This window comes from Shimia fortis, assembly GCF_040225985.1.
Lineage (GTDB): Bacteria > Pseudomonadota > Alphaproteobacteria > Rhodobacterales > Rhodobacteraceae > Shimia.
This window is the reverse complement of the sequence record NZ_JBBPEU010000005.1, coordinates 240,329-252,509: the sequence shown is the minus strand read 5'-3', so window position 1 is coordinate 252,509 and position 12,181 is coordinate 240,329. Positions and strand designations below refer to the sequence as shown.

Here is a 12,181-nt window from a genome sequence, read left to right as displayed (position 1 = left end):
GACAATCTCTTCCGGCTTGTGTCGTTTGATTCCCATGTTTGATCCTCCGTTTCCCAACTATAGGGGCGGACCACTTCAGTGGGGGAGGATCACGATGGCTCGTGTCCGAAGGCGTGTTTCTTAATCGAGCGTGATTTGCCACATCGCACTAGAACGGGGCGCGGTGTCCAGATAACCTCAAAATTAAGTCGCCTGAAACAGGGGTTAAAGTGGTACTAAATGGTACAGAGGTGGTACGGCGACGCTAACATACACAAAGCGGCTAACTTAACCCCTCAATAAAGTTTATTTATTTCAGAGTGTTAAATGGTGCCCGGGGGCGGAATCGAACCACCGACACGAGGATTTTCAATCCACTGCTCTACCCCTGAGCTACCCGGGCACGGGTGAACGTTCAACGTTCGGGTTGCGGCGTTCTAAGCGAGGGCAGCGGGGGTGTCCAGAGGGATTCTTCAAAAAATCAGTGCAGCGTGTCGTTTTGTTTGGCGATCTCTTCCAGCGCATCGATTTGCTCTTCGGGATCCTGCGAAGGTACAGCGTATTCGCCCCCCAGCCAGCGCCCCAAATCCACGTCTGCGCAGCGTTTTGAACAGAACGGACGGTAGGATTCGACCGTCGGTTTCTTACAAATCGGGCAAGTCATGACAGCAAAATCTTCAGAGGCAGTCGTGCGCGTTTGCGCTGAAGCTCGTAGTGCCCTAACGGTGTCCAACCCACCAGGGTGGTGTCAATGTGGTCGGCGCGAAACGCAGCGCGGAGAGCGCTTTCGAAGACCCGTCGGTCTTTTTTGGGCATCGGAGCCAGATCCAGCGTGATCTGACCGCCCAGACCGCGCAAGCGGAGCTGCCGGGGTAAGGCGCGTGCCGTCGCCATATTGGCCTTCAGCCCCGCCGCAGGAGAAGTATCCGCGCCCGTGTTCACATCTACCGCAACCAATGCACGGGTCGGTTCGATGAACATGGAGCCCCCGCCATCCAGAGGGACATGAACAGTCTTCAACTCTTCCAGAGCATCCAAGACGCCATGGCTTTCAAAGCAGCCCTCCTGCGTCACCACCTCGGCTTGATCGGTCCATTCCCGCCAGGCTTCTTCATGGGGGGCATCGCCCTCAACCAGAAGTTCCGCAGGCCCTTCCCCATCAGAGATCACCTGTCGCGCCAGCGACACCATGGTGTCGATGTCTTCGGCGATCTCGCCCGCTTCACCCGTCGCGCAGGACGACCGCAGGATCAGGCCCATATCTTCATCGTCATCCAGAACCTCGTGGACAAGCCCAAGCAGCATATCGCGGATGTCATCGTCCTTGATCGATCGGCTGATATTCCGTCCAGGCGCGTCCGGAGTAACAATGGCATAGCGGCTTTTGAACAGCACTTTCTGCGTGACCGGGATTGCCTTGCCGTCCTCGGCATAGCCAGTCACCTGAACCAGCAGGGGCTGACCAGGTGCCAACCCCTTGACTTGCCGCAGGAAGACCGGGCCGTCCGGCGTTTTCAGGAACATGCCACCCTGCCCCTTCACGGGACGATCAGCTATGGCCCTGTAAATCGTGCCGGGACGCGGCGCTTCGCCGGCAATCAAGAAATCTTCCAGCTTTCCATCCACCATCAGGGCAGCTGCTTCGCGTCCGCCAAGGTGGTCGAGTATGATTTGAGAGCCCTTCATGGTGTGTCCTTGTAAAGAGGGTAGCCTGCAGCCAGCAGGAGGCTTGCCGTCTCTGCGAGGGGCAGCCCCACAATGCCCGTGAACGATCCGCTGATCCACGGCACGAAGGCACCCGCAGGGCCCTGGATGGCATATCCGCCCGCTTTGCCCTGCCAGTCATTCGAGGCAAGGTACATGCGCAGCTCGTCTTCGGACAGGCGTTTCATCTTGACCGCACTGACAACGGTTTTTTCCCAAAGGAGGTCACCCTTACGGACGGCCACGGCGGTGATCACCTGATGACGTCGCCCCCCGAGTGCGGTGAGAAAGGCAGCTGCCTCGCGCGCGTCGACGGGTTTGCCCATGATTCGACGACCTAAGGCAACGGTCGTATCCGCGCACAGCACGATATCCTCAGCGGCGGCGTCCACCGCAGCGGCCTTTTCCCGCGCAATACGTGCGCAATAGGGGCGCGGCAATTCGTTGTCGTGAGGGTCTTCGTTGATGTCCGGCGGAGAGATTACATCCGCAACAACACCAATCTGGGCAAGCAGTTCCTTGCGGCGCGGGCTGCCGGATCCGAGGATCAGTTTCATACCGTCGGTCCCATCAAGTGCCACGCCGCAAGCGTTTAACGCGCTTATTTGAAGCGATAATTGATCCGGCCTTTGGACAGATCATAGGGGGTCATCTCGACTTGGACACGGTCCCCTGCCAGAACACGGATGCGGTTCTTGCGCATTTTGCCTGCCGTATGTGCGATGATCGTATGGCCATTTTCAAGCTCGACCAGGAATGTCGCATTGGGCAGGAGTTCCTTAACGACACCGGGAAATTCGAGCAATTCTTCCTTGGCCATGTTTTCTCCTTCGCATTGCACCCGCCATTTTCGCGGGCTGCCCTTAAATGGGCGCATACGTCCTGATTTTCAAGGCCGATTCTTACGCCAAAGAAATATATGTGACCTCGCTGTCACGCGGCGTTTGCTCGGACCAGTGTGTTCGGTTCAGGACCTGACCATCGGCACGCACTTGCCGGACCGCATCGAGGTCCACATCCGCATAGGTCCAGCCGGGTTGGTTCAAAACTCCTTCGGCAAGCACACCGGTTTGCGGAAAGCCTGTGTCTGGCGGCCCGAACACTCCCCCCGCACCGGTATTTACGTCGACGGCCTCGGACCAATCCGCCGCACCAACAAGCGAGGACATCGCGGTCACACACTGCCCCTCAAGCGCCCGCGCCATAGCCCCGATACGCACACGCCAATATCCACTCAGGGCTTCGGTACAAGACGGCACAAGGAGCAACTCGCATTCTGACAGCGCCCGCCCCAACAGAGGGAATTCGCTGTCATAACAGATCAACACCCCGACTTTGCCGAAGGACGTTTCAAAAACCTTGAGCGGACCGCCGCCGCCAACCTGCCAGGGGTTGCGTTCGTAGCGGGTCATGATTTGCTTGTCCTGATGGTCGCTTTCGCCAGAGGGCGCGAAGAAATGCGCGCGGTTCACCAGACCAAACCGATCGTCGAAAACCGGAGCCGAGCCGCCAAGAATATAGACACCGAACTCGGTCGCAAGATGGGCGTGCAAGGCGTTCGCATCCGCCATGCGATCCGAGACCGCACGAGACGATGCCTGCAGATCCATGGCAGCCGCCCTGCCCTCAAGTGTCGCAAGCTCCATCGCTGCGTATTCGGGAAACACCAAAACCGCGGCGCCGTGGCTTGCGGCCTCGTCCACCCATTTGAAAACTTTGTCTTCATAGCCAGCCCAACTGTCGAGAAAATCCAGAGAATAGGCGGCAGTAGCGATCTTCATGGCAGTGTCCTTGTTTCTTTTCCAGAATCAATACGCCCCAAAATAGCCGCTGTCACGCGTGCAGCGTGGACGGTGTCCCATGCAACCGCCACCCCGAGGTGTCGCTTTCAAGTCATTCGGAAACTATTTCAAAGATCACGCCACCAGAACTGCAACGGTTTGCGGGTTTCGGCATCGTCCCCGAGGTCTTTCCAGGAAAACGCCGCAATAACGCCTTCCAGGGGGTGATACCCACGCCTGCTCCAGAAATCATCTAAAGCTGTGTAATCCTTGGGCCGCCTTGGATGATCGTTGGGGCGGATCACCGCGCAAAACGTCGCGTGCGCGAATCCATGTGATCGGGCATGGGCCTCGCGATGATCGAAAAAAGCATGACCGATGCCTCTGCCGCGATACTCCGGCAGCAACACGGACTCTGCACAGTAGAAGACCTTCTCCATGTCGATCGCGCGTCCCGCAAACGCGGCAGCGAAGTCCTCTGCATGATCGGCAAGGGGGGTTCCGGTCGCCGCGCCCACCAATCGTGGCCCATCAAAGGCTCCCACGAGCACAGCGCACGGGCTTTCGCGGTAGGTGCTCAAATAGTTACGTTCGTAGGCAAAGTCTCCGTCGTAAAGATAGGGAAAGGCGCGAAAAACCTCGATCCGCAACCGCGCCACATCGTCCAGCGCTCCATCAAGCGCCGCGCCTGTCAGAACCCGTGTTTCGATCATGACACCTGCGCGATCCAGTCATTGAGGTTGTAATAGGTCGTGACTCGCGTGATTTTCCCGTCTTTCAGCGAAAAGAAGCCGCCACCGGGAAGGCGGTAGGTTTGACCAGTTGCCGGGGGCAGGTCGCCATCGGTCTTGAGGTAGGTTCCGTTCACGATGAATTCCGCAGCCCCGCGCGTACCGCTTTCGTCCCCGAATACCACTATATCCGTTAGTTCTTCTTGGTAACATCCGGACATATGGGCGCAAAACTCGGCAAAGGCTTCCTTGCCATCACGCCGACTGCCTTCGTTCACATCATGCACAAAGTCGTCGGAAAGGCAGTCGATCATGCCGTCGATATCGCCAGCGTTGAACGCCGCATAGTAACGGCGGATGGTGTCAGTGCTCATGGCATTCCCCGTTTGGTCTGAATGCCTGCACGCTAACAAGGCGGCAGGCGGAACAAAGGGCAATTTGCGACCTCATCATGCCTGCAAACGCATTAGCTTTCGCAGGCAGGGCCCCACCGCTGGGTCAAACGGTCTACGATCTCATTTCTTGAATTGCGATACGCCTCAAGACGCGCCAAGCGGGTTTCCCCCAATCCGCAAGGGTCCGAAATCGGCCAGTATTCAAGGTCGCAGTGGCTGTAACGTGTCAAATCCTGCACCTCACGGCGGCTCGCAGGCGTCAGCGCTACAACAAGGTCGAACGAGGAAATCGGGTCGCCCCACTTTTCCATTTCTTCGAAACTGCGGGATCTGTGACGCGACAACTCCACGCCCAGTTCCTGACAGACCGAAATGGCAAAACCATCGATCTCGAGGTCATTCTTGATGCCGGCAGATTGCACATAGACATCCACACCATAGAATTTCTTCATGATGCCTTCTGCCATAGGCGATCGCACCGCGTTGTGATCGCAGCAGAAAAGAACAGACTGTGGCAGCTCCTCCCCCAAGTCGTGCCTAACCTCCGAAATGCAGCACGCAGATCAACGTGAACAGGCGACGCGCCGTGTCGTGATCAATTTGCGCCTTGCCTTCCAGACGTTCGGACAGAATGCGCGCACCTTCGTCATGGATGCCACGACGGGCCATATCGACGGTTTCAATCTGGCTGGGCGGCATGTTCTTGACCGCGTCGTAGTAGCTTTCGCAGATGGCCCAGTAATCCTTGACCACCTGTCGGAACGGCGACAGCGAAAGATGGAACTCTGCAGCCTTGTCACCGGACTCGGTCGCGATGTCAAAAACCAGACGTTTGTCACGGATCGAGAGATCAACCGAATAAGGGCCGGGCGGGACGATGCGGTCATCACGTTTGGGAATATCGAAACTGTTCGATTCCAGAAGATCGAACATCGCCACCTTGCGTTCCTGCTCGATCTCCGGGGTCGGGGGCGGCAGGTTGCGATCGTCAATCTCGATTCGGCTGATATGTGACATGGGTTTACTCGCTCTGTATTGGCAAGAAGACCTACCCGAAAACGGGGCTCTGGGCAATGCTGCAACGCAGCAATTTAGTCATTGAGGGCATTCAGTCGCGCCCGCACCGACAAACCATGGGCTTCAAGGCTCTCGCTGATGGCAAGTGTTTCGGCTGCCGGGCCAATGGCGCGTAGGGAGTCCAGCGTCATTTTCGACAGGGTGGTACGCTTGAGAAAGTCCATAACACTAAGCCCGGATGAGAACCGGGCCGAGCGCGCCGTCGGCAGAACGTGGTTCGGACCGCCGACATAATCGCCAATGGCTTCGGGTGTATATTGCCCCAGGAAGATCGCGCCAGCGTGTGTGATGTCCTCGGCAAGGGCATCCGGATCTGCGACACACAATTCAAGGTGCTCGGGCGCAATCCGGTTCGACAAATCCGTAGCAGCCTTCATATCGGGCACGGATATGACCGCCCCGAAATCACGCCAGCTTGCACCGGCGATGGCGCGGCGCTCCAGCGTTTCCAGTCGCTTATCAACGGCCTCAGCGACCGCCTTCCCAAACGCTGCATCGTCGGTGATCAAGATCGATTGCGCACTTTCGTCATGTTCAGCCTGCGAAAGAAGATCCAGCGCGATCCAGTCCGGATTGTTGTCCTTGTCCGCAATCACCAGAATTTCCGAAGGCCCCGCGATCATGTCGATGCCGACCTTACCAAAGACCCGGCGCTTAGCGGCAGCCACGAAGGCATTCCCGGGGCCAGTGATCTTGTCCACCGGAGCGATCGTTTCCGTGCCATAGGCAAGTGCGGCCACGGCCTGTGCCCCGCCGATGCGATAGACCTCATCCACACCGGCCAGCCGCGCGGCCAGCAAGACCAGCGGGTTGGCCACACCGTCCGGGGTTGGCACCACGATGGCCAGACGCTCCACGCCCGCGACCTTGGCCGGAATCGCATTCATCAGGACCGAAGACGGATAAGAGGCCAAACCGCCGGGCACATAAAGCCCCGCTGCCGATACGGGCGTCCAGCGCCAGCCCAGCGTTGCGCCGGTATCATCGGTCCAGCTCGCATCTTCGGGCATCTGGCGTGCGTGGTAGGCACGGATCCGTTCTGCCGCCAGTTCCAGAGCAGCGCGATCCTCCTCGGACACTTCGGCACAAAACGCGTCAATTTCACTTTCGGAAAAGGCCAGCTTGTCCGCCGTCAGGTCCAGCCGATCAAATTTCGAGGTCAGATCCAGAACTGCCGCATCCCCACGTGCGCGGACGTCCGCGATGATTTCAGCCACAACCGCGTCCACGTCGGGGCTGTCTTCGCGTTTGGCCGCCAACAGGGCGACAAACCGGTCTTCGAAATCTGCGGCACGCGCGTCGAGAAACTGGGGCATGGCATTCTCCTTTTGACGCTCAATACCCGCCGCCTGAACGGGTCTCAAGCCTTTCGCATGCGCGGGAAGATCAATCGTGGGTCGGGATGTGTTTCGACGGTGCGATATAAGGGCGAGTGACATCCTTCAGAGTGACTTCAAGAGCCTCGACCGACAGACGGATCGCGCCATCACCCGCCAGGGTCAACGTGACCTGCCCTGCGCTGTCTGTCTCGCCATCAAAATCCACCGAAAGGACTGACAGAATCATGTCCTTGTCGCTGCGATCCACCCCTTGCGAGGCGACACGTTCCACATTGTCGACAACCAAAAGCGACTGGACACGCTCGACTGCGCGACCGCGTTTTTCGGCGGCTTGCACGTCCTCCCAACGAAACCGGTTGAGCAACAGCGCGAAACGCCGTTCCGTCGCCAGCCATTTCATTTCGGTTACGGGAAACACCGCATCCTGAACCAGCGCCGACAGAACCTGCAGGTCGTCGCTGTCCAGCGCACCAAGGTTCAGCGGTGTTTCGCCGCCATCTTCGAAACGTGCATCCATGCTCATGAGGCTTTTACTCGTTCGATATGGGCCCCAAGGTTGCCCAGCTTTTCCTCGACCCGTTCATAGCCACGGTCCAGATGGTACACGCGGTTCACGATGGTTTCCCCCTCGGCGGCCATGGCAGCCAAGATCAAAGATACTGAGGCCCGCAGATCCGTAGCCATCACTGGTGCACCTTTCAGACGCTCTACGCCATGCACCGTTGCTGTCCCGCCGTGCACTTCGATCTCGGCTCCCATGCGCATTAGCTCGGGAGCGTGCATAAAGCGGTTTTCAAAGATTTTCTCTTCCAGAACAGAGGTGCCTTCGGCCGTGCACATCAGCGCCATCATCTGCGCTTGCAGATCGGTCGGGAACCCCGGGAAAGGCTCGGTAACCACATCCACGGCCTTTACCCGGCCGTTACGACGGGCCACCTTGATGCCCTTTTCGGTTTCTTCGACATGAATGCCCGCGGCATCCAGTTTTTCGCAGAAGGCGCCCAGCAGGTTTATCTTGCCGCCCAAGCACTCGACCTCACCGCCGCAAATGGCGGGGGCCAGCATATAAGTCCCAAGCTCGATCCGGTCGGTCACAACAGGATGTGTGGCACCATGCAGGCGATCCACACCCTGAATCTCGATTCGACTGGTGCCGTCACCATCGATCTGCGCACCCATGCTTCGCAAGCAGGTTGCCAGATCCACGATTTCCGGCTCGCGCGCGGCATTGTTCAACACCGTCGTGCCTTTGGCCAGAGTGGCCGCCATCATGATGTTTTCGGTGGCACCCACTGACGGAAAATCCAGGTCAATAACTGCACCCTTAAGACCCCCCGGAACCTTAGCGTGAAGATAGCCTTCCTTGAGTTCGATCTCGGCCCCCAGCGCCATCAGGCCTTTCTCGTGAAGGTCCATCGGACGTGTCCCGATAGCACATCCCCCAGGCAGAGACACAACCGCCTGCCCCAGCCGCGCCAGCATCGGCCCAAGAACAAGGTTCGAGGCGCGCATTTTGCGAACGATGTCATATTCTGCCACGTGGTTGTCGAGATCATGGCTCGACATCGCCAGAACCTTGCCATCCTGCAAGCTGCTCACTTCGGCGCCCAGTGACGACAAAAGCTCGGTCATCGTGCGGATGTCGGACAACCGTGGCGCATTGGTCAACGTCAGCGGTTCTTCGCTCAACAATGTCGCGGGCATAAGGGTCAAACAGGCGTTCTTGGCGCCTGCGATCGGAATTTGGCCGTTCAACGTGCCATTTCCGCGTACGATAATCGAATCCATCTGCTCTAGCCTTTATTATTTTCGCTGTCCCGGCTGCTCTCAGAGGTGGCGCGCGCGCGCGCCTGGGCTTTGCGACGGCCCATATTTGCCTTCAGCGCGGCCTTCAACCGGTCCTCGCGCGTCTGACCTGATGTCTTCGAATTCTTCGGGGGTGCGTTACGTTCCATGCCCCCTCATTACATGAGTGAAAAAAAACCGTCCAGATGGGGTTGCGCCCTGTGAACTTTACGTCTAAATCCCGCGCCACGGTAACGCTGCTGTAGCTCAGTGGTAGAGCGCACCCTTGGTAAGGGTGAGGTCGGGAGTTCAATCCTCCCCAGCAGCACCATAAATCCACGACAATTTTACACACTGCCGCCCTCTAAGAGCATTTCACATTGCATGTCTGCCCTTCTTCTTCCTCAGACATGTGAGGCGCCCCGCCAATGAGATGCCGGGCATGACAATGTCGTTGTTTTGACATCAGACCCCACCCGTTTCGCAGGTGGGGTCAGGTCTGGCAGAAAGCTCTAGAACAGGTCCAGCGTGAGGGTTTCCCCTGCCGTGTCTTCAGGCAGGCGAATGATCAGTCGTTCAATCTGTGACGCGTTGCCAAAGGTAAACAGCGTTTGTGCAATGGCGCCATCGTCATCAACACGTACGAGTGTCAGATCGCGGTATTCCGAGAGGTTGCCGTTCAGATCATACATGCGCTCTCCGAACAGGCGCAGATCTTCTGAATCGAAGAACCGCCCGTCGAGGACAAGCCAATCCCCTTCGGTTGCGTCATAATCCGTGATGACGGTGACATCGCCGCCTTCGGTCGAGGCAAAGAAACGGTCCGCGCCATCGCCGCCCGTGACCACGTCATAACCATTGCCGCCGAAGATAAAGTCATCCCCGTCTCCGCCAAGAAGAACGTCCCGCCCGTGACTGCCAACCAGAGTGTCACTTCCCGCGCCACCAAAGAGCGTGTCATCGCCACCGCCCCCAAAGAGGGAGTCATCCCCGGCGCCACCATAGACCCAGTCGTTGTCCCTGCGCGTGTGGGAATCATCGCCGGCAATCACCGTATCGTTGCCGTCGCCTGCGCCGATACTGTCGTTTCCGCCGCCGCCATGAATGCTGTCATCGCCGTCCTGACCACCGATTGTGTCGCTGAAACGTCCGCCCATCAGCGTGTCGTTCCCGGCATCACCATTCATGACAGCGCCGAACCCCTCGGCGCGGTTGCCGTAATAAGAGGATTCGTAGTTCAGCCAATTGGAATGGACGTCGTTCAAGTAATTGTCAGCGGATCGGTTGACTTGAAGGTAGTCATCTCCGATGCCGCCCGCCATCTGAAGGTCGCTGCCTTCATGGGCCTCAAGGGTGTCATTTCCAACACCGCCAAGCAGGGTGCCACCACCTTCGCCACCATTCAGGTGATCGTTGCCTGTGTCGCCACTCAGGAAATCCCTGCCATAGTTCCCCAGCAGTAGGTCGTCACCGGCGCCACCATACACCGTGTCCTGACCGTTTGCGGCAACAACAGTATCGTTGCCATCGCCTGCGTTGACAGTATCGTTTCCGCCGCCGGCATTGATCGCATCGTCACCAGCCCCGGCGCCGATGTAGTCACCCGCTTCTCCACCCATGAGCCGGTCGGCGCCGGTCCCGCTGTGGATCACATCGTTGCCAAAGCCACCGACCACCGTGTTGTCACCATCGCCCGCACCAATCCGGTCATTGCCGCTGCCGCCCAGGACGCTATCGTCGCCATCCCCAGCGTTTATGGTATCGTGACCGTTGCCGCCATCAATCACGTCATGGCCCGCTCCACCGATCAGGACATCATTGCCACTATAGCCGTTGAGCGTATCGTTGCCGGTGTATCCCTGCAAACCATCGTTGGCCAGATACCCGTTCAGCAGATCATCGCCAGCAGTCCCCCGCAGGTTCACGGCCCCTACCGCCACGTCCGCGCCCACGGGCACCCCGTCTTCAAAACGGAACTGCCAAACACCGTTGACCCCGGTGTTGCCCACGACATCGTCCCACATCGAGGCGTCTCTCTCCCGATTGATGGGCAATCCAAAGCGATACGACCAGGAATACCCCTGAACATTTAGTCCCCAGTAGCTGCTGATCGTGGGCCAGCTATTGGACGTGTGCCATTGCATATCCTCGTAGCGGACAACGATCTCGGTATCATCATTGCCCCTGTCGATGATTTCGATCTGATAGGTGTTGGCCCAAGGGTTCGACGAATAGTTGTATCGCGATCCGACCGAATTGTAGGTGATCACAACAGAATCGCGCTGCGTGTCGTAATCAATATAAATGCCGTAGTCTGCCTCTCCAGATGGATTGTTGCGCGTTTCGCTATAACCATAAGCCGCTGCGAACTGATAGTTGCTTATCCCGTCTGCGTTACCAAACCTGATAACCCCATCGTTGCCAATTTCGATCCAGGTGAAGGTTTCCCCGTTCAGGGTGAGGCCGTTTTCAAAGACCGCGGAAATATCGAAGTTGTGATTTTCTCTGTAGCTGCCATTTGGCAGTCGTTCTCCGTTTGCTGTGCCAAAGGCCAAAAGACTGTTGTCAGTAATGGTACTGTGGGTGACCGGCATGGGAATCCGCCCTTTTTTAAAGCTTGAAATAACAAATTCGCGCGATTTTTTGCGCCTACGGATCAACCGTGACGATTCCCACAGGCAAAATCAAGCTATGACTTAATTCTTATATTTTCTTGCAGATGAGGCCTGCTCGGTTCCGCCGAAAGACAAAAACGCACCCCAAATACGCATAGATGCCGGGCTCCGTTTCGACGTATCAGCCGAGCTTAAACTCCAACGTCTTCAAACATCAGCAAGACGGCCTTTCGCGAAATGTTCGCTGATGTATCGGAGTCCTATGGCACTTGGAACCATTCACGACTCTGGCGGCAGATCGATGGTCGGCACCCAAGGTTTGATATCAACCAATGGCGTCCCATCGAAACAATCAATCGCATCAATCCCGATATGTCCCTTATGCCTGTCCAAAGACATGATCGCGACAGTCGACATGGCAAGCGGATTGGGGCGCAACGGCGAACGCAACGAAAATACCCCGCGCGTTCCATTGATATGACGGGGGCTTTGCAAAATGACATCACGGCGCGTGTCGTGCATCCAATAGATCAGGATGATCTTCTGGCCGACCTCCAGCCCCTCCAAGCCCTGCACATACCGGACATCAAGCTCGATCCATACTTTGCACCCCATCTCGCGTGCCTTGCGGATATTGCTGGGACAGTCCCCACGGCTCCACGGGGATCTGATACGGCCAACAAAGGCCAGTTCGGCATCCTCTTGGTCTGCCGGGTCAAAAGAGAGTACAGCCTCTCCGGGGCGCAGGGCCTTGTCCATAACGTATCCTTGTGT

The 12,181-nt window shown here is 57.6% G+C and carries 15 protein-coding genes and 2 tRNA genes; 1 reads left to right on the top strand and 16 read right to left on the bottom strand.

Going from position 1 to position 12,181, the window contains the following annotated elements; genetic code table 11:
- Window positions 1-307: 307 nt before the first annotated feature.
- The 14 genes from WNE31_RS10530 to WNE31_RS10465 form a co-directional block, all read right to left on the bottom strand.
- Window positions 308-382: transfer RNA gene (locus WNE31_RS10530), tRNA-Phe, on the bottom strand.
- A 78-nt stretch (window positions 383-460) separates the two neighbouring features.
- The gene (locus WNE31_RS10525) at window positions 461-643 is read right to left on the bottom strand and encodes a DNA gyrase inhibitor YacG (protein ID WP_349979713.1); all 183 of its coding nucleotides are present in this window, start codon (window positions 641-643) and stop codon (window positions 461-463) included.
- The gene (locus WNE31_RS10520) at window positions 640-1,665 is read right to left on the bottom strand and encodes a ribonuclease E/G (RefSeq protein WP_349979712.1); all 1,026 of its coding nucleotides are present in this window, start codon (window positions 1,663-1,665) and stop codon (window positions 640-642) included. Before WNE31_RS10520 ends, WNE31_RS10525 begins: the two co-directional genes overlap by 4 nt.
- A complete protein-coding gene (locus tag WNE31_RS10515) occupies window positions 1,662-2,240 on the bottom strand; it encodes a Maf family protein (RefSeq protein ID WP_349979711.1) in 579 nt (192 codons plus the stop codon). Before WNE31_RS10515 ends, WNE31_RS10520 begins: the two co-directional genes overlap by 4 nt.
- Window positions 2,241-2,284: 44 nt before the next feature.
- Window positions 2,285-2,503 (bottom strand): translation initiation factor IF-1, encoded by a 219-nt coding sequence (gene infA, locus WNE31_RS10510; protein ID WP_058309536.1) that lies wholly within the window; start codon window positions 2,501-2,503, stop codon window positions 2,285-2,287.
- 82 nt (window positions 2,504-2,585) lie between these two features.
- On the bottom strand, window positions 2,586-3,464 hold the full coding sequence (locus WNE31_RS10505) for a carbon-nitrogen hydrolase family protein (RefSeq protein ID WP_349979710.1): 879 nt from the start codon (window positions 3,462-3,464) through the stop codon (window positions 2,586-2,588).
- A 128-nt stretch (window positions 3,465-3,592) separates the two neighbouring features.
- Entirely contained in the window at window positions 3,593-4,177 is a 585-nt protein-coding gene (locus WNE31_RS10500; RefSeq protein ID WP_349979709.1) for a GNAT family N-acetyltransferase, read from the bottom strand.
- Window positions 4,174-4,569, bottom strand: coding sequence for a ketosteroid isomerase-related protein (locus WNE31_RS10495; protein WP_349979708.1), 396 nt, complete (start codon window positions 4,567-4,569; stop codon window positions 4,174-4,176). The genes WNE31_RS10500 and WNE31_RS10495 overlap by 4 nt, the downstream gene beginning before the upstream one ends.
- Window positions 4,570-4,661: 92 nt before the next feature.
- Window positions 4,662-5,120 (bottom strand): arsenate-mycothiol transferase ArsC, encoded by a 459-nt coding sequence (locus WNE31_RS10490; RefSeq protein ID WP_349979707.1) that lies wholly within the window; start codon window positions 5,118-5,120, stop codon window positions 4,662-4,664.
- Window positions 5,121-5,127: 7 nt separating this feature from the next.
- Entirely contained in the window at window positions 5,128-5,607 is a 480-nt protein-coding gene (locus tag WNE31_RS10485; protein WP_349979706.1) for a UPF0262 family protein, read from the bottom strand.
- Between the two features lie 74 nt (window positions 5,608-5,681).
- On the bottom strand, window positions 5,682-6,983 hold the full coding sequence (hisD, locus tag WNE31_RS10480; protein WP_349979705.1) for a histidinol dehydrogenase: 1,302 nt from the start codon (window positions 6,981-6,983) through the stop codon (window positions 5,682-5,684).
- A gap of 70 nt (window positions 6,984-7,053) precedes the next feature.
- Window positions 7,054-7,530, bottom strand: a complete 477-nt coding sequence (locus WNE31_RS10475) for a DUF2948 family protein (RefSeq protein ID WP_349979704.1) — start codon at window positions 7,528-7,530, stop codon at window positions 7,054-7,056.
- A complete protein-coding gene (murA, locus tag WNE31_RS10470) occupies window positions 7,527-8,795 on the bottom strand; it encodes a UDP-N-acetylglucosamine 1-carboxyvinyltransferase (protein ID WP_349979703.1) in 1,269 nt (422 codons plus the stop codon). The genes WNE31_RS10475 and murA overlap by 4 nt, the downstream gene beginning before the upstream one ends.
- 5 nt (window positions 8,796-8,800) lie before the next feature.
- Window positions 8,801-8,962 (bottom strand): hypothetical protein, encoded by a 162-nt coding sequence (locus WNE31_RS10465; protein ID WP_349979702.1) that lies wholly within the window; start codon window positions 8,960-8,962, stop codon window positions 8,801-8,803.
- An 86-nt stretch (window positions 8,963-9,048) separates the two neighbouring features.
- Between WNE31_RS10465 and WNE31_RS10460 the strand changes: the two genes are divergently transcribed.
- Window positions 9,049-9,123 (top strand) — tRNA-Thr (locus WNE31_RS10460).
- Window positions 9,124-9,304: 181 nt separating this feature from the next.
- Here WNE31_RS10460 and WNE31_RS10455 read toward each other — a convergent pair.
- Entirely contained in the window at window positions 9,305-11,386 is a 2,082-nt protein-coding gene (locus tag WNE31_RS10455; RefSeq protein ID WP_349979701.1) for a calcium-binding protein, read from the bottom strand.
- 300 nt (window positions 11,387-11,686) lie between these two features.
- On the bottom strand, window positions 11,687-12,166 hold the full coding sequence (gene tsaA / locus WNE31_RS10450) for a tRNA (N6-threonylcarbamoyladenosine(37)-N6)-methyltransferase TrmO (protein WP_349979700.1): 480 nt from the start codon (window positions 12,164-12,166) through the stop codon (window positions 11,687-11,689).
- Window positions 12,167-12,181 lie beyond the last annotated feature (15 nt).